15 protein-coding genes are annotated in these 22860 nt (G+C 52.3%); 7 read left to right on the forward strand and 8 right to left on the reverse strand.

The genetic code is table 11. The features are described 5' to 3' along the window. Positions 1-337: 337 nt before the first annotated feature. The 3 genes from JOD20_RS01770 (at position 338) to dnaA (ending at position 8227) form a co-directional block, all read left to right on the forward strand. On the forward strand, positions 338-5731 hold the full coding sequence (locus JOD20_RS01770; RefSeq protein WP_204753627.1) for a beta strand repeat-containing protein: 5394 nt from the start codon (positions 338-340) through the stop codon (positions 5729-5731). Positions 5732-6265: 534 nt separating this feature from the next. Beyond that, positions 6266-6463: a zinc ribbon-containing protein gene (locus JOD20_RS01775; RefSeq protein WP_054536618.1), complete on the forward strand. Its 198-nt coding sequence runs from the start codon at positions 6266-6268 to the stop codon at positions 6461-6463. 345 nt (positions 6464-6808) lie between these two features. Continuing rightward, positions 6809-8227 (forward strand): chromosomal replication initiator protein DnaA, encoded by a 1419-nt coding sequence (gene dnaA / locus JOD20_RS01780; protein WP_204753628.1) that lies wholly within the window; start codon positions 6809-6811, stop codon positions 8225-8227. A 50-nt stretch (positions 8228-8277) separates the two neighbouring features. Here dnaA and JOD20_RS01785 read toward each other — a convergent pair whose 3' ends face one another. Next, positions 8278-9225, reverse strand: coding sequence for a M28 family peptidase (locus JOD20_RS01785; RefSeq protein WP_204753629.1), 948 nt, complete (start codon positions 9223-9225; stop codon positions 8278-8280). Continuing rightward, the gene (locus tag JOD20_RS01790) at positions 9222-10421 is read right to left on the reverse strand and encodes a M20 metallopeptidase family protein (RefSeq protein ID WP_204753630.1); all 1200 of its coding nucleotides are present in this window, start codon (positions 10419-10421) and stop codon (positions 9222-9224) included. Before JOD20_RS01790 ends, JOD20_RS01785 begins: the two co-directional genes overlap by 4 nt. Before the next feature lie 233 nt (positions 10422-10654). On the opposite strand from JOD20_RS01790, the gene JOD20_RS01795 reads away from it, so the two are divergent. Continuing rightward, the gene (locus JOD20_RS01795; protein WP_204753631.1) at positions 10655-12097 is read left to right on the forward strand and encodes a tetratricopeptide repeat protein; all 1443 of its coding nucleotides are present in this window, start codon (positions 10655-10657) and stop codon (positions 12095-12097) included. Positions 12098-12229: 132 nt separating this feature from the next. Then, positions 12230-12919 carry a CvpA family protein gene (locus JOD20_RS01800; protein WP_204753632.1) on the forward strand — a complete coding sequence of 230 codons (690 nt, stop codon included), beginning with the start codon at positions 12230-12232 and terminating at the stop codon, positions 12917-12919. Positions 12920-12969: 50 nt separating this feature from the next. Here JOD20_RS01800 and JOD20_RS01805 read toward each other — a convergent pair whose 3' ends face one another. From JOD20_RS01805 to JOD20_RS01830, 6 genes are all read right to left on the reverse strand, one after another. Further along, positions 12970-14415, reverse strand: a complete 1446-nt coding sequence (locus JOD20_RS01805; protein WP_204753633.1) for a hypothetical protein — start codon at positions 14413-14415, stop codon at positions 12970-12972. Positions 14416-14561: 146 nt separating this feature from the next. Next, entirely contained in the window at positions 14562-15188 is a 627-nt protein-coding gene (locus JOD20_RS01810; protein WP_204753634.1) for a macro domain-containing protein, read from the reverse strand. A gap of 3 nt (positions 15189-15191) precedes the next feature. Beyond that, on the reverse strand, positions 15192-15677 hold the full coding sequence (locus JOD20_RS01815) for a PaaI family thioesterase (RefSeq protein ID WP_204753635.1): 486 nt from the start codon (positions 15675-15677) through the stop codon (positions 15192-15194). Between the two features lie 86 nt (positions 15678-15763). Further along, entirely contained in the window at positions 15764-16429 is a 666-nt protein-coding gene (locus JOD20_RS01820) for a pyrimidine 5'-nucleotidase (protein ID WP_204753636.1), read from the reverse strand. Positions 16430-16654: 225 nt separating this feature from the next. Then, on the reverse strand, positions 16655-16951 hold the full coding sequence (locus JOD20_RS01825) for a hypothetical protein (RefSeq protein ID WP_204753637.1): 297 nt from the start codon (positions 16949-16951) through the stop codon (positions 16655-16657). 383 nt (positions 16952-17334) lie between these two features. Further along, positions 17335-19197, reverse strand: coding sequence for a PD40 domain-containing protein (locus JOD20_RS01830; protein WP_204753638.1), 1863 nt, complete (start codon positions 19195-19197; stop codon positions 17335-17337). 186 nt (positions 19198-19383) lie between these two features. Here JOD20_RS01830 and lysA point away from each other — a divergent pair, with 186 nt between their 5' ends. Together lysA and dnaG are read left to right on the forward strand one after the other, a co-directional pair. Continuing rightward, entirely contained in the window at positions 19384-20715 is a 1332-nt protein-coding gene (gene lysA / locus JOD20_RS01835; RefSeq protein WP_204753639.1) for a diaminopimelate decarboxylase, read from the forward strand. A 197-nt stretch (positions 20716-20912) separates the two neighbouring features. Next, complete coding sequence (gene dnaG, locus JOD20_RS01840) at positions 20913-22850, forward strand: DNA primase (RefSeq protein ID WP_204753640.1); 1938 nt, start codon at positions 20913-20915, stop codon at positions 22848-22850. Positions 22851-22860 lie beyond the last annotated feature (10 nt).

Genomic DNA, 22860 nt, shown 5'->3' on the forward strand with positions numbered 1-22860 from the left:
TCGCTCTTCGCGTGCTTCGTGGCCTTCGTGGTTTCGCTATACAATAGCCTCATTCTTAGCCATAAAAATATATTAATTGGTTAAAATTGGAACCGCTACTAACTGCAATTTTAATAAATTTTTCCCTAGCAATTGCTATAACCTTGGCATATAATCGCCATGCACTTCAGTAGTACCTTAGTCATAACTTACTGCTCCGCTTCGTACTAAGCAGCGGCATAGGTTGGTGATGGCTTAAGCTCGGCTGAAGCTGTGCTGATCGTCTCCACTTAATTGGCCTCAAGAGTAATGATGCTCGGCGCAGGGTTGCTCTTCGAGAGTCTAGTACGAGGTTTGTATGCTCCAATCCCCTGATCAAGGGCGAACTTTGCAACCGCAGGTTCGTCGTCGTGCATTGGTGCTTAATTTGGCACTCTTGTTGGCATTATTTGTTGTTCCAATTCAACCAACAGCAGCACGCATTGCAGCACCACAGCTTCCTGAAGCCCGTTCTGCCAGCGCGCCAACTGCGGTTTGTGTCGTAACCAACACCAGCGACGCAGCCTCGCCGCCAGTTGGTTCGCTCCGGGCAGCATTGGCCAACGCAACCTGTTCGCCAATTGTATTCGACCCAAGTTTGACGGGCCAAACGATCACATTAACTGCTGAGTTGAGCGTTGCGCGGGTGGTTGTGATCGATGGAGCCGCCGCGCCTGGCCTGAAAATCGATGGCAACAATAGCGTGCGCCTCTTCAATGTCACGGCCACAACTGCCAATCTTGCAATCTACAACTTGACCTTGCAACGTGGTAAAGCCCCAAATACGGGCATTGCCAACGGTGGTGCTGTGCTTAACCAAGGTGGTACGGTTGTTATCAGCAATACCGCTGTGCTTTCGAACACTGCTGGCACCAGCGGCAACGGCGGTGCATTGCGCAACCAACGCACCAGCGGCGTTGCTGGGATTTTGCGGGTCTACAATAGCGTGATTATGGGCAATACTGCGCCCGCCAATGGTGGCGCTTTCAGCACCAGCGGCAGTATCACCACAATCGTCAATAGCGCTGTCTTGAGCAATACCGTCACCAGCACATCTGGCGGCATCACCAGCGGCTCAGGCTTGGGCGCTGGGATTCACCACGTTAATATTCAAAATCCTCCTGCCAACTTGACCACGGCAATCACCAACACCACGATTGCCTACAACCGTGGCAAGGCGGGCGCAGCGATTTACAACGATAACAATGGCATCATCGATGTTTACTACAGCACAATTGCCTACAATGCAGCCTCGAACAGTACTGGCTCGATTGTTGGTGGGGTTGTTAACGGGTTTACAACTAGCGGCCAGCCTGGTTTACGCGTTAGCTTGTATAACACGATTGTGGCCAACAATACCCAACGTGCTGCCAACACAGCCTTGACCAGCGCCGATGTTGGGGTTGGCACAGGCCAAACCATCACCTCAAATGGCTATAACTTGATTGAAACTGTGCCCAGCGGCGCAGTATTTAGTGGCTCAACCGCCAGCAATATCACTGGCCAAGACCCAGCGCTTGGTGAGGTTCAGAACAACGGCGGCGGCACACCAACCGCAGCTGTGTTGCAAAATAGCCCAGCCTATAACGCTGGCGATCCTGCGCCAATTGGCTTGCCAGCAACCGACCAACGCGGGCCTGGCTTTGTGCGGGTGCGCGAAGGCCGCTTGGATATTGGTGCATTTGAAGCGAGCAATAGCGTCCAAACTTCGCCAATTTTGGTTAGCACCAATTTGGATACCAATGATGGAGCATGTACGACGTTCAATTGTTCGTTGCGCGAAGCAATTACGTTGGCGAATAGCACCCCGCAAACCGATACGATTCGCTTTAATTTGCTTGGCAGCGGCGTGCGCACTATTTCGCCAACTGCCGCCTTGCCAACGATCAGCGCTCCGGTGATTCTCGATGGCTTGAGCCAAGCTGGCGCTGCATGCAACGCTCCGTTGATCGAATTAAACGGCTCGTTGGCTGGCGCAAACGTCAATGGCCTCGAGGTAACTGGTGGCAATAGCCTTATTCGCGGCTTGGTGATCAATCGTTTTACTGGCAATGGCGTGCGTTTGGCAACTCTTGGCCGCAACACGCTTGAATGTAATTTCATCGGCACCGATCCTTCGGGCACAGTCGATGCTGGCAATGGCCTGTCGGGTGTACGCGTTGAATCTGCAAACACCTTAATTGGTGGTAGCAGCGGCTCGAATGCTCGCAACTTAATTTCTGGCAACGATGGCGATGGGATTACGCTGGTGGCTGGGGCCAACGCCACAACCATCCAAAATAATTACATCGGCACCAGCCTGAACAGCAACGCAGCACTTGGCAATAGCAAGAGCGGCGTGCGCATCGGCAGCGATAACAATCAAGTTGGCGGTACGTTTGGCACGTTGGGCAACATTATTTCTGGTAACGTCGAACATGGCGTGCTGGTGAATGTTAGCTCAGCGCCATTGGGCAACCGCATTCAAGGCAACTTTATTGGCACCAACATTGGCGCAACCCTCGATATTGGCAATAGCCAACGCGGGGTCTTTATCGATCGCAGCGCCAATACCTTGGTTGGCGGCACAACCGCTGAACGCAACGTCATTTCTGGCAACAACAGCGATGGCGTGGCAATTATCGAGGCTGGCGCAACCAACAATAAAATTTCTGGTAACTACATCGGCACTAACAATGGCGGTGGCTCGGCCTTGGGCAATAGCTCGGCTGGGGTTTATATCTTCAATGTTGGCGGCAATACGATTGGTGGCACAACCACCGCTGAACGCAACTTGATCTCAGCCAATAGCAACGGGATTGTGATTGGCGGCGGCTCGGCGATTGGCAATATCATCAAGGGCAACTACATTGGCACGACGCTCAATGGCAATGCAGCGCTTGGCAATGTGAGCGATGGGATCAAACTCGACGGCGCGCGCAACACCCAAATTGGTGGCTTGACCATCGGCGAGCGCAACGTCATTTCCGGCAACGGCAATAACGGGATCAACATCTTTACTGCAAGTTCGGCAGCGAATGTGATTCAAGGCAATTACATTGGCACCAATGCCTTTGTTGCACCAGCTAGCCCAACTGGGGTCGCCAACCAATTCAACGGCGTGCGGGTGGCTGCTGGCACAACCACAACTATCGGTGGCTCGGCCCAAGGCGCTGGCAACGTGATTGCCTTCAACGCCAAAAATGGCGTGCTGATTACCCAAGGCGCGGCAGTTGCCACGACCCAACGGATTCAGCGCAACAGCATTTTTAGCAACAATCGCTTGGGCATCGACCTTGGACCCGATAATAATGCCAACGGCGATGGCGTAACTGCCAACGATGCCAACGATAGCGATACTGGGCCAAACAATTTGCTCAACTATCCAGTTGTTGAATCGACCAGCTCTGGTGGAGGCTTGACTCAAATTGTTGGCTCGTATATTGGCGCACCAAATGCTGCCTTGACCCTCGATTTCTATGGCCAAGGTGCGTGCGATCCAAGCAACTTTGGCGAAGGTCAAACCTACATTGGCTCATACGCCATCAACACCGGCGCAACTGGCGCAATTTCCTACACCGCCAATTTGACCACGACCGTGGCTTTGGGCCAACGCGTGACTGCAACTGCGGTTGATGCCAATGGCAACACCTCGGAATTCTCGCGCTGTTCGTCGGTTGGCAACTTGCCAAGCGTCAGCGTCAACGATGTAACGGTGGTCGAAGGCAATAGCGGCACGACCAACCTGAACTTTACCCTGAGCTTATCGGCGGTCAGTGCCAGCCCCGTGGTTGTGAGCTATGTAACCGCTGATGATACAGCGATTGCGCCAGCAGACTACACCGCTGCCAGCAGCACCGCCACGATTCCAGCTAATAGCTTGAGCGTGCCAGTCACAATTGAAGTTCATGGCGATACCCAATTTGAACTCAACGAACGCTTCTTTATCAATTTGTTGAGCGCCACCAACGCCGCAATTGGCGATGGCCAAGGCATTGGCTCAATTACCAACGACGATAGCGCGCCAACGATTAGCGTGAATGCTGCTAGCGCAAATGAAGGCAGTGGCACACCTGGCCAAATCACTGTGCCAGTCACGCTTTCGAATGCCAGCTATCTGCCAATTAGCGTTGAATTTGTGACCACCGATGGCACGGCGAGCGCTCCCAGCGATTACACCACCATTACCGGCACGCTCAATTTTGCCCCAGGCGAAACCAGCAAAACCATCGATATTGCTACGGTTGGCGATTTGATCGACGAGCCAGACGAAACGATCAACGTGGCGCTGAGCAACGCAGTCAACACCACGATTAGCAACGATGAAGCGATTGCCACGATTCTCGACGATGATGCAACCCCAGTCATCACGGTGGCAAATGGCGAAGTGAGCGAAGGCAACAGCGGCAGCGTAACCGTAACCCTGAATGTGAGCCTGAGCAACCCAAGCAGCAGCCTGATCACGGTTGATTATGCAACCGTCGCTGGTTCGGCAACCGCCAATGTTGATTTCACCAGCAGCAATGGCTCGCTGAGCTTTGCCCCAGGCGAAACCAGCAAAACCATCGATGTCCAAGTTTTGGGCGATCTGCTCGATGAAACTGACGAATCGTTTAGCGTAGAATTGAGCAACCCAAGCAACGCCACAGCTGGCAGTGCTGGCACAGTCGTGATTCTTGATGATGATGCAGCGCCAATGCTCGATCTTACTGGCTTTCCAGTGCTCGAAGGCAATACGGGCACGAAGCCTTTGACCGTGACTGCAACCCTTTCAGCAGTGAGCGGCCAAGCTGTGACCGTGCAGTACGCCACCTTCGACAACACTGCAACCGCTGGCAGCGACTACACCGCGATCAGCGGAACCTTGACGATTCCCGCAGGCCAGTTGAGCCAAAACATTTTTGTGAATGTTAATGGCGATCTGATCGACGAAAGCAACGAAACCTTTACCATTACCGTCAGCAATCCGCAAAATGCCAACTTGTTGAACTCCAATGCAATTGGCACGATTATTGACGACGATGGTGCGCCAACGATCAACGCCAACACCATCAGCGTCACCGAAGGCGATGCCAACAGCGTCAATGCCACCTTCACCGTCAGCTTATCCAACCCGAGTGCGACCGCTGTGAGCGTCAACTACTCAACTTTGGCGGGCACGGCTTTGAGCGGCACTGATTTTACGCCTGCCGCTGGCACGCTCAATTTTGCTCCAGGCGAACTGACCAAAACCGTAACCGTCGTGGTGCTTGGCGATCTCTTGGATGAGGCCGATGAAACCTTTACCCTCGTACTGAGCAGCGCAACGGGCGGCGCAACCCTCGGCACTGTTGGCACAGCCACAATTGTTGATAACGATCCAACGCCAAGTGTGGCTTTGAGCGGTCTCAACAGTGTGATTGAAGGCAGTGGTATCACCACAACCTTGCAATTCACCGTGACCCTTTCGACAGCCAGCGGTCGCGCAAGCAGTGTGCAAGTAGCCACGACTGCGGGCACTGCCAGCGCAGGCAGCGACTTCGTTGGCCAGAATTTGACCCTCAACTTTGCCGCTGGCGAAACCCAAAAAGTGGTCAGCATCAGCATTGTTGGCGACCGTGTTAAAGAGCCAAACGAAACCTTTAGCGTTGGCTTGAGCAATCCAAGCAACCTCACGCTTGGCACTGCCAGCATCGAAGTCACGATTATCGACGATGATGAGTGGCTGGTCTATTTGCCATACGTGGTCAAATAGGCAAATTTAGGTTTACATCAACCCCTCGCTCGTAGTACGGGCGAGGGGCTTTTTTGTGCGATGTACAAAACATACAGATGGGATCCGGTTGTTGGGGTCGGATAAACGGGAACCGCGAAGATCGCGAAGTTTGAGATCGGGGATTGGGCGTTGGAGGTCGGATAAACGGGAACCGCGAAGAGCGCGAAGAGCACGAAGGGGAGAAGGCTCTTGGCTATCGGAAAATCATCGGGTTTAGCAACAGATGGTTGGCACAGCACGGGATACTGATCCCCAGCCCCTGACCCCTGACCCCTCGTACAAAACCCCTGCGTTTCCAGCCTTGAGGCGGGACGGAAGGGTGGTAAAACGAGCGATTAGGTTTCATGGATCAGGAATCGGTTGTTAGGGTCGGATAAACGGGAACCGCGAAGAGCGCGAAGTTTGGGTTTCAAAATTACAAATGTTCTTGATTTGTCATCTTCAAGGGTCGCCTTGCGGCGGGTGGCTAGCTATAGTGAAAAGCAGCAACTCACATGCCGAAGGAGGCATTCAATGAAGATGATCAAAACAGGCCGCTACGAAGATGTGAGCGATTTCGCGACCGAGGCCTTGGTCTGCAAAAAATGCAATCATGAAATGCAAATCTCAGGGCCGTTGCCGCATAATGCCAAATGCCATGCCTGTGGCTCAACCAACCTTGCGCGCCGCAATAACCCCAATCGTAGCAAAAATGATCAACGCGCCGCCTAAACGACGATGATCAACGGAGACCTTGCAGTCTCCGTTTTTAGGCTGTTTTCCACAGCGTTCCACTGCTTATCAACATGCTATTCAATAGCGTTGTAGGCAGCAAATAGCCCATTCTAATCATCAGAATCAGGCTATTATTCTAGTGCTAGATCTGGTTTTCCACATATCCACAACTTTGCTTATCCACACCGTGCTTAGAGCACGCATGCGAGTTTGCCAAGAAACGCTACTATCCGCTATCATGCAAGCTACATTTAGGCCTGCATCGATACGATTTACTCTCCTGTGGGCTGATGAACTCAACGGCGAGTTGGACGACCCACCAGCACAGAGGAGCTTTTAATTTTGGATACAAAACAGATTTGGTTGACAACCCTCGGGACTTTGCAAAACCAAATACTTCGTTACGATTATGATACCTGGCTCAAAACCACGGCCTTGGTTTCGGTTGCCAACGATTTAGCCGTGATTGGCGCGCCGAATGTCACCACCAAGCAGGTGATTGAAGATCGTTTTATGAGTGTGTTGCGCCGCGCTTTGGGCGAGGTGTTGGGCTATCAAGTGAATGTGCGGGTGATTATCAGCAGTGCGCCTGCTGCGCCAAGCGAGCCTGCCACGCCCTCACCAGCCGAACCTAGCCAAGCAGCAGAGGTGGTCGAGCCGAGTTTTGCTAGTTTCAACCAACCTGCGCCAATGCTCAACCAACTACCCTTGGGCGATCCCAATCGCTCATCGGTGCTCAACCCACGCTATACCTTCTCGTCGTTTATTGTTGGTAGCTCCAACCGTTTGGCTCATGCAGCTTGTATGGCGGTGGCCGAACACCCCGCCCAAGCCTATAACCCGCTGTTTTTGTATGGCGGCGTTGGGTTGGGCAAAACCCACTTGTTGCAGGCAATTGGCAACTATGCCTTGGATCGCAATCCAGAAGTGAATGTGCTCTATGTGTCGTCGGAGAAATTCACCAACGATTTGATCAACGCCATTCGTCGCCAACAAACCGAAGAGTTTCGCATTCGCTACCGCAATATCGATATTTTGCTGATCGACGATATTCAATTTATCGCTGGCAAAGAAGGCACGCAGGAAGAGTTTTTCCATACCTTCAACACCTTGCATGGCGCTGGCAAACAAATTGTGCTCAGCTCCGATCGCCCGCCAAAAGCGATTTTGACCCTCGAAGAACGCTTACGCTCGCGCTTTGAATGGGGCTTGATTGTCGATGTGCAAAACCCTGATCTCGAAACGCGGACGGCAATTTTGCGCGCCAAAGGCGAAACCTTGCAAGTGCCAGTTTCATCTGATGTGATCGACTTCTTGGCTCAGCGCATTCAAAGCAATATTCGCGAGCTGGAAGGTTGTTTGAATCGGGTGATTGCCTATGCCAATCTTAATCGCACGCCAGTGACGGTTGAGGTTGCTTCTGCTGCCTTGGCCGATTTGCTCGATACCAGTCGGCGCAAACGAGTCACATCTGATGATATTTTTCGTGAAGTTTCACAACATTATGGCATCGATCAACGGGCAATTCGTGGCCGTGGCCGCTCGCGCAACGTCGTATTGCCGCGCCAAGTTGTGATGTATTTGCTGCGCGAAGAAACCGATGCCTCGCTAGTGGAAATTGGCGAATTGCTTGGCGGTCGCGACCATACCACCGTGATGCATGGCTACAACAAAATTAACGACGAACTGACGAGTGATGCTCGTTTGCGCAACGACATCACCTCGCTGCGCCAACGGCTCTACGGCGAAAACGCCCGCTAAACGCACGAAGGCCACGGTCGAGCAACCGTGGCCTTTGGGTTTAATCATGGTTAATTTTTGGTCAGCCACTCTTCAAGCGTGCGTCCAACAGCTTCTAAGGCTGTGGCGCTGAGTTTATCGATTGTGTCGCTGGTGGTGTGCCAATGCGGATAATCAAAATCGATCAGGTCGGCAGCGCTAAAGCCCCGCTGCAAGAAGGCCGTGTGATCATCAAGCACATGATGTTTGGTTTCAGAGATGAAGGTGGTATAGCCTAAATCGGCTGCTTGTTGCCAAATCTCGGCTCGCAACGCTGGCGTGGAGCTTTGCTCAAGGTAGATTTGCTGGTCGGCATCGCCAATCATATCAACGATCACCACTGCTTTGGGTGCTGTTTCGAGCTTGGGCGCAAGGTCGATTGAGCCAAGCGTCCAGCCCCACTCGCCAATGATGCCATTATCCTCGGCATCGAAAAACACCAGCCAAACTTCCTCGTTCAAGCGTTCTGGCTTGAGCACCCGCGCCAATTCAAGCAGCACGGCAACGCCGCTGGCTCCGTCATTGGCTGCTGGCACTGGCTGCATCCGCTTATTGGGGTCGGGATCATTATCGGCGTAGCGGCGGGCATCGTAGTGCGCGCCAAGCAACACCAGCGGCCCGGTGCCACGTTTGGCAATAATGTTGCGGCCTTTCTTGTTTTCGGGCACGTTGAAAAATTGCTCTTCAACGTCCCAACCATATTCAAGCAAGGTTTGGATAATCCAATCGCCGTTGGCTTGCCAGCCAGGCGTGCCAGTGTCGCGGGGAATCCATTGCATCTGGGCTTTGGCAAATTCCATCGCATTGGCCCCATTGAATTGCGGGCTATCGGTGAGGCTTGGCTTGGGCAAGGGCACAATTGTTGGCGCGACCGTTTGAACTGGCTCTGCTACTGGCGTGCTGGCGGTTGCCCCGCAGCCAGCCAAACTAAAGATCATGCCAATTTGCAAGAAGCGTTGTAGCCAAACGCGCTGTCTCATTCGTTGCCCCCATTGAGATAACGGGTGGTAGCTTCACATAAAATCGCCACACCCAAGGGCAAAACTCCTTCATCGAAGCTAAATGCTGGGTGATGATGCGGATGTGCGCCCAATTCACGCTCCAAGGTTTGGCCACCCAAGAAGAAATAGCAGCCAGGCACTTCATTCAACAAGACCGACATATCTTCCGAACCCATGGTGCGGATGCTATCATCGACATTTTCAGCACCCAAAATTGCTTCGGCTGCGCCGCGTACCAAGGCGGTGGCGGCAGGATCGCAGATCGTCGCTGGGCACATTTCATCGTATTTGAGAACTGCGGTTGCGCCAAAGGTTGCGGCTACACCTTGTACCACTTCATGCACCCGTTGCTTCAAGCGCTCGCGGGCTTCTGGGTCGTAGCTGCGAATTGTGCCTGTCAGGGTGGCGCTGTGGGCGATGATGTTGTGGGCTGTGCCTGCTTGCACCGAGCCAACCGACAGCACTGCTGGTTGTTCAGGGTGAATATTGCGGCTGACAATTGAGTGCAAGGCGACGACCAGATGCGAAGCCACCAAGACCGAATCGACAGTAGTTTCTGGTTGTGCGCCGTGGCCGCCCTTGCCGGTAATTTCCACATTAAACGTATCGGCAGAAGCCATAATTGGCCCAGAACGCACATTGGCCGTGCCCAAAGGCATAGGTGCCCAAATATGCAAGCCCAGCGAAATATCAGGCCGAGGATTTTCCATCGCGCCAGCCTCGACCATCTTTTGCGCGCCGCCGCCGCCTTCTTCTGCTGGCTGGAACAGCAATTTGATCCCACCAGTGCCAAGGGCTTCGCGGTTTTGCATCAAGGCTGCGGCAACGCCCAAGCCGATTGCAACGTGGCCATCGTGGCCGCAGGCATGCATTTTGCCATCGATGGTTGAGCGATAATCAACATCATTTTGCTCGTGAATTGGCAACGCATCCATATCGAAGCGCAGCATGGCCAATTTGCCGCCTGGCTGAGCAGGAATCACGCCTAAAACGCCGGTTGTGGCCAGCCCTTCGGTCACCTCGTAGCCCAACTCGCGCAAGCGATCGGCTACAATTTTGGCAGTGCGAAATTCCTCGAAGCCAAGTTCAGGGTGCTGGTGTAAATCACGCCGATCAGTGATCAATTGCTCCACCAACGTGTGGGCAACATAGCGAAAATCTGGACGACTAGCCATAGACAACTCCTTCATGCTGAGCTTGGGTGAAAAGACCACTACCGTCATGCTACACAGATTTTGATCTTTGACAAAACCCTTAGTTTACCAAAAATCACCCATAACGCTGAATAATAGGCTTTGCCCGCATCTAAGGCGTGTGATACAATAACGCCCAATACCGTTGTATCCCTCTCTTATGGCACAAATTGTGCGCTAGTGCCTGGAACAATACGTGCAGGCAAGGAGACCGCATGGCAGACAAAGAGAGCATCCTGCAGCTCGGTATCGAAGCTGCGCGTGCGGGTGACAAAGAAGAGGCGCGGAAACTTTTCCGTTTGCTGACCCGCGAAACTCCATCTGACCCCCAAGCATGGCTGTGGTTGGCTGGGGTTGCCGAGGATCGCGAGGAAAAGCGTGCTGCGCTGGAGAAAGTCACCGAACTCGATCCGTCGAATGAATTGGCCCGTCAAGGTTTAGAGGCGCTTGGTGGCCCAACGGCTAAGCCTGCTGTTCAAACACCGCCGCCTGCTCCAGAACCTGCACCAGTTTTTGTGGAGCCAGCAACCACTACCGCATTAGATGATTTTGATGTCGATTGGGGGCAACCAAGCCCGCGTGCTGTTGAGCCAACTCCTGCACCTGCTGCCAAAGCAGAGCCTGCCCGAACCCGCGAACTAACGCCAGATGAAGAATTTGCCATGTCGCTGGATTCGCTGGGCAGTTATTCGAACGCCATGAGCGATCGCCAAAAGAGTGGCAACGATTCATCGGTCGATTTCGATATTCCCGATTTTGGCGATGATCTCGACCTCGATGCCTACATGAACCGCGAACGGGTCGATGTTTCGCAAATCGAAGTCAAACCAGAAGAAGCTAAAAAACCAATTCGCCGTTCACCAACCTTGTCGGCTGCAACCGCAGAAAGCAATAATGTTACGCCTCGTGGCGGCAAACGCAAAACCAACCAAGGCAATAGCGCCTTAATCCGCGCTGTGGTTGGGGTTTTGCTGTTGTTCTTGTTGGGCTTCTTGGCTTGGAAGTTCATTTTCTCAGGCGATCCTGAACCGGTTGCCAATTTGAACACACCACAGCCAACCGCAATTGGTGGCGGCGTAACCCAGCCAATTTCGCCAACCGCTGATTTGGCCCAAGCAACGCCAATCGTTGAGCCAACGCCAGATCCAAACGTGCCACAGCCGACCCCAGTCCCACCAATCGTTGATCCCAACACCTTCCCAGTCGATCAACAATTGGGCAGTGCTCAACCAGCCTTGTTGCCTTCCGATGGCACGATTCCCTTGAATGTTGATGGTTGGTTCTTCAACTATGCTGGTGGCAATTTGGTTGCTGATGGCAATGCGATTAACCTCCAGCCTCAAGGCCGCTGGATTGCGGTGCGCTTGTTGATGGCCGACACTGCTGGCGGGCGCAACATTCCTGCCGATTTGGTTGTGTTGAAAGATGCGCAAGGTCGCGTGTATCGCGCCAACCTTGATGCTTCCGAAGCAGTAACCAATGTCTACCCCGATTTTGTTAATCGTGGTTTCCCATACATCAACCAAAAACAAACCGCGCCAGGTGGCAACTTCACCACGGCGTTGGTCTTTGATGTGGCTCCTGATGCAACCGATTTGGTGTTGTTCAGCCCACAATACCTCGACCAAGGCTACTATGTGCGGGCTAACTCGCAATAAGTAAACCTAAGCAATCAGTGGTCCAAAAGCGGTCTTTCGAGGTTCGAAAGGCCGCTTTTGGTTGTGCGAATCAGGCAAGGGCTGTGCTATCATAGCTCGTAGCAAAACCATCAGCACAAAAGGAAGGTTGTTGTGGGTCTAGTCTTCAATGGATTGTTGCTGGGTGTCCCGCTGGGTTTGACCATTTTAGGCGCGAGTCGTGGGATTCAGCGCGAGGCCATGACATTAATCGGCATTTTGTTGGGAGCGTTGTTGGCTGAGCTTTGGGGGCCAATTTGGGGACCAAATAATGCCACCCGCTTCAATCAAGATATTGCCGATACGACTGCGTGGATCTCGATTATTCTGCTGCTTATTTGCACGATTTTTATCGGCTATGGCGGAGCCTTGCTCTTGCCTTCGCGCAAGCAATTGGCCTTGGGTCGCTCGCGTTGGTTTGGCGCTGGCGCTGGCTTGTTCAATGGTATCTTGCTGCTCAGCCTGATTTTGCGCTATGGCAATGTTTATAATAATGATCTGATGCTCAGCCCGTGGGCGGCCAGTAGCCGCGTGGCAATGGTGTTTATCGAGCGCTTTCCCACAATGTTGCTGTTTGGCGTTGTGGCAATTGCCGTGCTAGTCAATTTGCGGCTCTTGCAACGCTTGATTTTCAAAATCCATGGCAAGGAAACCAAAAAAGAAGAAAAGAAGAAGGTTGAGAAAAAACCAGCAGATCCTCCAAAACCACCAGAACCAAAACCACCAGCCCCCGATACGGTCAACAACCCGATCTTGCGCGATTTGATTTTGGCTGAGATCAAAAAAGATAAACCACCTGCCTAAAACGCAACAATGGCCGAAATTGCTTCGGCCATTGCTGTTTAAGCGTTGATTTAGTAGTTGTTCAAGGCAATTGGCAAGAACACTTGTTGGGTGTAGAGGAAGTCAATCTTGGCTCCACACAAGGCATAGTCGCTGCTTGCTGATGAAGCATCCCACACCAAGGCTAAGCCTTTATCGGTGTTCTCAATTGGGTAGTTGATGCTGACTGAGTTTTGCGTGCCTGTACCCATCACTGGGACGCTGGTGATTTGGGTAAATTCGCCGCTGCCAACAAAGCTATATAAGTTGAGGGTTGGGCCAGCAGCAGCATTTTTGTAGTAGAAGGTCACGCGGGCGGCCTTCGCACCTTCTGGCGCGGTGACGTTGGTCGTCAAATCTTCGATTTCGTTGCTGACGTTGACACAGCCGTTGGCATCGCTGCTGTAGTTCACGTTTGATCGCCGTGGCACGAAGGTGCTGCCGGTGATGAAGCGGCTATCTTGGGTTGGCTCGGTGGTAGGGTTGCTATATTGGAACCGAACTCCACACAAGCGCAGTTGATTGCTCAAAACCCCAGCAAAATCAGCAACCACGCTCAACGATTCGTTGCTTTCATTGACGGTGTAATTCAAGTTTTGATCGGCATTGACCAATGCTGTATCGGAAACTGGTCTGGTCAAGGTCGCAAGCGTATTGGTTACGCCTTGGCCATTTGAGGCGATCAGTTTCACCGTCAGGTCAGCGCTATTAACATCACGGAAGTAGGTACGCACTGCTGTTAGTTGGCTGCCTTGGGGCAAGTCGACATCAGCATTTAGCGTTCGACCATTGATTTTAACAAAGGTACAGCCAGCCCCAGCATAACCATGTTCGGTGGCTGAGTTGGTGTTGACCAAGGTGCTACCAACGATAAACAGATAATCGGTTGCTGGGCGTGGCTCTGCTGGCGCGGTGTAAGCAATCCGTACGCCACACAATTGCATCGAGGCATTGGTCACGCGGGGAAACCATTCCAAGAACAAGCCGCGATTTTGCATGTTGACCACATACGGAGCATATGGCGCGCGAATTGGCGCATAGGTGTTGGTCAAACCAATCGAGCTTGAAATTTCCACCGTGATCAATTCACGAGGCATAATCATATCGCTGTCGTTGAGCGTCAACTCAGCCTTGGTTTGGCTGGTGCTCGTGTCGTTGAGATAATAATCCAAGCCTAAGATGGTTGCGCCGTTGGGCACTGCAACCGGAGCCGTAAATTCGCCACTGCTGGTGGCATAAATACAACCAGTTGGTTGATTATTGGTGTTGCGGGTTGTTTCAAAGGCCGTGGTTGAGTCGCGGGTTTGAAACGAGCTGCCTGCAATCCAAAGATACTGGGTATCGTTGGGAGTTGCTGCGCTTTGAACTGGGGCTTGAGCTGGGTTCGTTTGGGCACGGGCAACAAAAACAGGCCCAACCAGGAACAACAGTGCCAATAGAACAATGGCGATACGGAATGAAGCGCGGATTCGCGACATTGCTACGTCCTTTCCAAGAATACGAATAGCGGTCGTAAAGATTGACCCTATGCTAGCATAAAGAGATTAAAAAGAAAAACTTTTGGGGGAACCTGCATGGGTGTTCTTTCGGGTGATTTGCGCTCATCCTTGGTGAGGATGCTTGCTTATTGTTCACGTTGTAAATCGCGTGGTTCAGCTCCATACAACCATTGATGGCGGGCTTGCGCCTCCCACCAACTGCTAGGAAATTGCGACCCTGCGCCATAGACATCCTCGATTGCGGCCCGAATTTGGCGCGCACAAACTTCTGGCGCAACCCGCCCAACTCCCGTTCCCAAGCCAGGAATCGCCACAGTTTTGACCAACTCAGCAATTGCTTGGCCAGCGAATGTGCCATGTTTGATCAGCAGTAACACCGCTCGACAAGCCAGATATGGGTTGACCGTGCCTTGCAAAATCATTGGTACGCGCATGGTTGGCGCGGCAATCACAAATGGAATGTTGGCATGGTCGGTTGGCACCAGCGCCGCCTTACCAATCAACAACTCGCCAAAATGCTCCTGTTGAATGATTGTTTGCAATCGCTCTTGCACATGCCAGCCAAAAAAGCGACTGTATAGCATATCGATGCCGCCATCCATAAAGCCAAAGCTATTGGCGGGGCTAACTACTGCATCAGTCGTGCAATCGAGAATTGAGCCATGCTGAATGCTAACATTCGGCAAATCGCCACAAATTTGCTGCCATGCGGCGACCATAGCTGGTTGCACATCGGCCAAGATAATCTGCATCGGTTACTCCTTAGGATAATTAATAATTGCAAATGTGCCTTGACCCAATGCCAACAAATCACCAGCTTCGTTAACTACCCGCCCAGTCAAAATTCCAAAGCGCGTCGTGCGCTCGACCAGTTCGGCGCTAGCAATAATATTGCCGTCAACAATGGGCCGTAAGTAATTAATTTTCAATTCGAGTGTGGCGCAGCCTAATGGTCGTTCCAGCGCCGTCCAAAATGCGCTGCCCATCGCGGTATCGAGCAAACTGTAGGCAACGCCGCCGTGAGCAATGCCAGCGGGATTGTAATGGCCAGGATCGATCTGAATTGAGCAGCGCGAGCGCCCTGGCTGCACATCCTCATAGACCACGCCCAAACTCCAAGTAAAGGCCGCGCCATAGCCATGATGCTTGCCAATGCGCTGAATAATGGTCAAGGCCAATTGTTGTTCGCGTTCGTCCATTTTGGCCAAAAGCTGCTGAGCTTGCTCTAAAAATGTTGTCATTGCACAACCTCAAACAAGCCTATGGCACTCCCATAGGCTTGAAATATTCCAAGATTTGCTGATTAATGTAGCATATAATCGGGGGCTTAGGCTGCAATATTGAGGGGCACGCCACAACGCTCGTGGATGGCTAAAGTGCCTGCGAGAACGTTTGGCACAATAATATCGGCAAATGGATGCTGCGTACCTTCTGGCGCAATTAGCACCGTGGTCATGCCCAAACTTTTGGCCGGCGCAAGGTTGGCCATAGTATCTTCAAACAGCACACATTCGTGGCCTTGGGCGTTGAGGGCGCGCAAAACCGTATGATAGGCATTCAGATCGGGCTTGGCCAAAAATTCAAAGGCCCGAATATCAAAAATTTGCTCAAAATGGTCGTATAAACCAAGTTGATTGAGCACGCGCACCGCATGTTCACGTGGCGAATTGGTGAAGATGATTTTTTGCAATGGCAAAGCTTGCAACGCGACGTGCAACGTGCCATCATCAGGCAACAACACATCAAGCGTCAATTGATGAATAAACGTCAAATAATCTTCGGTTTCGACCACGCCATGGTGTTTTTGCAAGCCCGCCAAGGTTGTGCCATATTGCTCATAATAGCTTTGGCGCAAGCGATTGGCTTCGGCGGCATCTAACTGCAAATGTTCCTGAAAAAACAACCCAATCCGATCATTAATCTGTTCCATCAGCCCCGATGAGTCAGCGTAAAGGGTGTTATCTAAATCGTACAAAGCAAAACGAAGCGTCATTGGAGCCTCCTTCGACAACATCAGTGCTGGTTTCAATACCTCAACGATAAGCGATCATCTACTACCCTCAATTGAGGGTTTTAGTAGTCTATCACGCAGATCAAGAGGCTTGTGTAAATGGCATGTTAAGAATTGGCATTGGTTTGACTAAACCTTGCCATGCTTGCGACTGATGAAGCGTGGAGTTGCAGCGGTGCAGAAGATCAACGTCCTACCAAAGCCGTGTTAGGCGGCGCAGTTGCGCTCGCCAAACAAATCGTGGAGAGATTGGGCATCGGTCGCGCAGGGCTGAGGATATTTGGCCAGATAACAATCGGGCATGAGCCATGGTGGCAACAATTGCTGCGGCGCTAATTCGGCGTTCCAGCCAGCGCCATATAATTCATCGAGGGTTTCATGATAAGCCTCAACCAACATTGGGCGACGGGCGATATTTGCAGCGCGCCACCAAGTTGCTAGCTCCGCCAAATGATCGAGCAGATCGTGCTGGCGTTGATAGCTTAAGTCATATTCTTGCATCATTGGTTGCTCCTTATGCATAGGGTTGAGGATTGGCCAGAGGGTGCAAACGTGTATTGCATTGGGTATAGTAGCCTATTTTTGCCTATCATGGCAACCCAATTAACCCTCAATACCAATAATTCAACCTGCAATAGCTATAGCAAGTGCCATTCCGCCAAGCCTACGTGCTCAAACGTCCCCTCTCCCCAACCCCTCTCCCACGCGGCGGGCGCGGGGCTTTAATAGCATGGTTTTGCGCAATTGGTTGGTAAAAACAGGTGCTCCCCCTCGCCCGCGTTCAGTGGGAGAGGGGGCTGGGGGGTGAGGGAATCACTCACCTAATCCGCACAAAAAAACCTCTCTCCCGTTACAGGAGAGAGGTTCGGGTTAGAAACGATTCGGGCTTATTGGCCCCAAACATTCCAGCGGTCGTCGGCGCTGTTGTTGGTCAATTGCGATTGGCCAGTGCCGTCGGTGTTCATCACATAGATGTTCCAGTTGCCATCGCGGTTGCTATCGAAGGCGATTTTAGTGCCATCGAGCTTCCACGATGGAGCGCCATCTTCTGCGCTGCTGTTGGTCAAACGGGTCTGGTTGCTGCCATCAGCATTCATCAAATAGATTTCGCTATTGCCATCACGGTTTGAGGTGAAGACAATCTTGCTGCCGTCTGGCGAGACCCGTGGGAAACCGTTATCGCTGGTGGTGCTGTTGGTCAAATTGACCTTGTTGCGCAATTCCAACGAAAGGTATGGATAATCGTTGGTTGGTTGGTCGGCCAGCCAGTTCAATTCGGCGCGATAGATGTTGTACTTGGCGCTGGTGCCACAGTTTGCTGCCCAGTAGAGATAGCGGCCATCAGCACTCCAGCTTGGCGTTTCATTAACACAATCATCAAGCGTTACTTGGGTTTGGCTAGCTCCGTTGGTATAGCTCACAAAAATTTGGGGCTTGCCTGAACGGTCTGAAACAAAGGCCAATTTGCTGCCATCGGGTGAAACCGAAGCATTGTAATCGTTCGATGGAGTGCCAACATAGCCTTGGTATGGCACACCTGGAGGGGTGGGCGTACCGTCGGTGTAGGTCACGCGGGTCATTGCGCCATCAGCGCCAACCGTCCAGATTTGGCGATTTGCGCCATTGCCACGGCGTGAATCGACGAACAATTTAACTTTGCTTGGGTCCCACGAGCGTACCCACGAGTATGGCACGGTTTCTTTGCTATCGTTGCTCCCATACAACAATTGGCTGGTGCCGTCGCCGTTCATGGTGTAGGTATCCCATTCTGCGCCACCATCACGTTTTGAACCAAACGCAATTGGCAAGCTTGGCTCTGAGCTATTCCATGGCGTGCCAAGGTGGGTATAGCGCCATTGGAAGTAGTGTTGGCCGACGTTGCCCATTTCAACTTGATAGGCTGCGTCGTTGGTTGGGGTGTAGGTCAAGATTCTGCGCTCGAACAATTGCACCAAAATATCTTTTTGAACCCCGCCAACCGTTGCTTTGACCCAGTATGGATCACTGATTGGCAAGCCCATGGCGCTCGTCCAATCGACGATTGAGCCAGTTGTGCGTTGACCGTTGACCACAATTGGGCCGGTGCGGTTCAAGAAATCCCAAAAGACTTGGGGAATGTTATGGCCAGTTGTGGCGTTGTAGACCACAAGTTTGGTTTGATCTTTGTAGGCATCGCGCAAATCGTTGCGGGTTGATTTGTTGCCCGATTTGTCGATTGCATCGGCAACCGATTGATCGCGGCGGTCTGCATCGCGGTAGCCGTTATTGTTGAAGGTCGAAACTGCTGCGAACGATGCATAGGTTGGCGAATTGCTGTTGGTTTGATAGCCATCGCCGGCAACTGGCACGCGGTCGGCAGCGTTGCGAAAAGCGTTATCATAGGCGTTATCGCCAGTTTTCAATTGGCCAGAGACCAATTCAACCACCAACAAGCCATTGGTTACGTCGGTGTTGCCATTGATGCCGTTGATTTCCATGCGGGCTTTATCGAAGTATTGCACGCGGCGTAAGCCATTTGGCGATTCACGGTAATATTCGTTATAATCAAACCATGGCCCGAAACCCCAATACAACGAGCGTCCATCACGAACCCGTGGATCATCCGAACGTCGCCACACTTCTTCGAATTTGGGTGAGACAAAGGCCGAACGATTGGCCCAAGGAGCAGCACTAGCCGTGCCTTGGAATAATGTGCTGACCATCACGAAAGCACTAAGCAAACCAGTAAGGCGAACCTTCAATCGAGACATTGCGACTTCCTCCTAAGCAAAAGAACCAGTTTCTCGATCCGTCATCTGCGGTATCTGGCTCTACTATACAATGGTCGTCGTGTGAACCAAATTGTACAGATCTGAGATATATGTCATAAATGCTTGTTAAACCTGATAAAGTTTAACCGCCTAAAATTCATCTAACCATGCCACGAGGATTAGCCAATGGAACACGCCGAAGTTCGCCGCATGCCCAATGCCCATATTTGGCCAATGAGTGCCAGCGTTATTCATGATCGCTTACAGATTGCTGGTTGCGATCTATCGGCGCTTGCTGCCGAATATGGAACCCCGCTCTATGTTTTGGATGCTGAGACGATTCGCACGATTGCAATGCGCTATAGTGCCGCCTTGCGCCATGCCTATGGTGGCCCTGTCAGCATTCACTATGCCAGCAAAGCTTTATTAAATGTCGGGGTAGCACGATTGGTGCATTCCTTGGGCTTGGGGTTGGATGTGGTATCTGGTGGTGAGTTGGCGATTGCGCAACGAGCCGGAATGCCGCTCGATCATATTCATTTGCACGGCAATGGTACACCACCAGCCGAATTAGCTCAAGCGGTTGAGGCAGGCATTGGCCGAATTGTGGTCGATAATCTTGATCAGCTGAAATTTTTGGCCGAGTTTTGCGCCAATCGCGCTACACCGCAAACAATCTTATTGCGGATTGCGCCCGATGTGGCTGCTGGCGCGCATGCCCATATTCGCACCGGCGCAGCCAGCGCCAAATTTGGCTTGCCGCTTGATGATGGAAGCGCTGCCGAAGCTGTGCGTCTAGCCTTGCAAGCACCTGGCTTGAATTTGGTTGGCTTGCACGCCCATATTGGTTCGCAAATGCGCGATTGGGCAGCCTTGCGCGAGATGATCAGTCGCTTGTTGATATTTGCTGATCAGCAGCGTCGTGAACGGGGTTGGCTATTAACGGAATTAAGCCCAGGTGGTGGTTTGGCGGTGGCCTACATGCCCAACGAGCAGGCTGGCGATATTGAAACCTACGCCAATACGATTGCTAATGCAGTCCGAACTGGATGCGAACGCTATCAGATTCCATTGCCAAAACTGATTATCGAGCCAGGTCGATCGTTGGTAGCGCGGGCTGGCGTGGCAATTTATAGCGTTACTGGCCATAAAACGGTGGCTGGTGGCAGCAATTATTTGCATATTGATGGCGGAATGGGCGATAATTTGCGGCCTTCGTTGTACAATGCTCAGTATACCGCTGCGTTGGTTGCTGGTCCGCTTGCTCCGCCGATTGCGCCTGTGCAATTGGCCGGAAGGTTTTGTGAGTCTGGCGATGTCTTAATTCGCGAGGTTGCCTTACCTGCCGCCGAGGTTGGTGAGCTTGTAGCAGTGCCTGTCGCTGGCGCGTATACCCTAAGTATGGCCAGCGCGTATAATGGAGTGCCACGCCCAGCGTTATTGCTGCTCGATCAAGGCCAAGCGACGCTGCTGCAACGCCGCGAAACCTACGCCGATTTGATGGCAAGAGATATTTAATTGGGGATCGGTTGTTGGGGGTCGGGGATCAGGGGCTGGGTTTTAACGCAGAGGCGCAGAGATTATGCGTGGCTGAAATACTTGTTGGGTTTGGCAAGGGATAGTAGGCTAACAGAAGTTACCGACCCCCAACCCCCAATCCCCGACAACCAAATATTGTTATGTTCTATGCTCTATGTTCTATGCTCTAAATAATTATGAACTCAGTGATTGAAGACATCAAAGAACGCATTGATATTGTGTCGTTCATCAGCGATTATGTGCCGTTGCGCAAGGCCGGGCGCAATTGGGTGGGCTTTTGCCCATTCCATTCGAATACCCGCACGCCAGCGTTTACCGTGTTTGCAGAAAGCAATAGCTATCACTGTTTTGGCTGCAAAGCCAGCGGCACAATTTTTGATTTTTTGATGCAACGCGAGGGCATCGATTTTCCTGAGGCGCTGAACCAACTGGCGGCGCGGGCTGGCGTGCAGTTGCGCCAACGCACCGTCCAAGATGAGCAAGAAGATGTGCTGCGCTCGCGCATGTTCGAGTTGAACGCTGCTGCTGCCAAGTTTTGGGGCCATCAACTCTTGCAATCGCCCAAAGCGGCCCATGTTCGCAGCTATATCGAGCAACGCGGGCTGTTGCCGCAAACCGTCGAGCAATTTCAGTTGGGCTATGCCAGCGACGATTGGTCAGGCTTGTTGGGCTATTTGCACGATCGTCATGGCGCAAAGCCAAGCGAAGTTGCCGAGGCGGGCTTGGCCTTGGAGCGTGAGAACGGTGGCTATTACGATCGTTTTCGCGGGCGTTTGATGTTCCCAATTCATAATCCCAAGGGCCAAGTTGTGGGCTTTGGCGGGCGGATTTTGGGCGATGGCCACCCCAAATATATCAATTCGCCGCAAACTTTGCTCTTTGATAAAAGCAGCCTGTTATATGGCCTGTATCAAGCCCGCGAAACCATTCGTAGCAGCGATAGCGTGGTTGTGGTCGAAGGCTATATGGATGTGATTATGGCTCATCAGGCTGGCTTTCGCAATGTGATTGCGCCAATGGGCACAGCCCTAACCGATATTCATGCCAGCCAGCTGAATAAAATGACCAAGCGCATTACCTTGGCAATGGATGGCGACGCTGCTGGTCAATCGGCGGCTTTGCGTGGCCTTGAAACCTTGCGCGAAACCCTTGATACCCATGTGCGGCCTGTGCCAACAGCTTCGGGCTTGCTGCGTTGGGAGCGTGAACTTGATGCAACAATTGCGATTGCTCTGCTGCCCGATGGCCGCGACCCAGACGATATTGTGCGCAACAATCCTGATGATTGGCGCGCGCTGATTGCCAATGCTCAGCCGTTGATGGATTTTTATCTGGCAACCTTAACGCGGGGCTTGGATTTGGGCAGTGCCAAGGGTAAATCGGCAGCAGTTGAGCGGCTTACGCCATTGCTCAATCAAATTGCCGACCCAGTTGAGCGCGCCCACTATATTCAGCGGCTCGCCAACCAGATCAAGGTTGATCAGCGGCTCATTGAAGGTACGATTAGCGGCGATCAACCAGAGCGGCAGCGCAAGCAGAATCAACGCCAAAGCCGCCCCGCTGCACCGCCGCCAGTGTTTTCAATTCTCGAGCAGGAGGCGCGGCGCGAAGATTTTCTCTTATCGTTATTAATTCGCTTTCCCCAAGTACATGCGGTGGTCAGCGAACAGTTACGTGATGATTTAGCCGCAGCGCCAACCCTGCGTGAGTTGTGGAATGGCGATGTGAGCGAACTATTTGAACGAGTCGAAAATCGTGTATTATGGGATCTGTGGCGCTCAGCCCAGGCGATGGCTACTCCCAATCCTATTGAATGGCTTGAAACGGTACCACCCGAATTGCAAGCCCATGGCGAACGCCTACTTAATTGGGATCATGCTCCACCAACCCGTAGTTTCCGTGTGACTCGTGAGGCCGAGGAATGTTTGCGCCCATTGCGCTACCGATTGGGCAAGCGCTGGAGCGAACGCCTTGGTCAGATGATTGCCGCCGCCGAACCTGGTGAACAGGAACGATTGCTGGAGCAAGCCATGGCTTTACAACATTATTTGCGTGCCACATCAGAACCACGCCGTAGCAGCTATTTTCTTGATACCCGTGATTCGCTCAAATAATTAGAGGAGG

The sequence above is a fragment of the Herpetosiphon giganteus genome (assembly GCF_016907925.1).
Lineage (GTDB): Bacteria > Chloroflexota > Chloroflexia > Chloroflexales > Herpetosiphonaceae > Herpetosiphon > Herpetosiphon giganteus.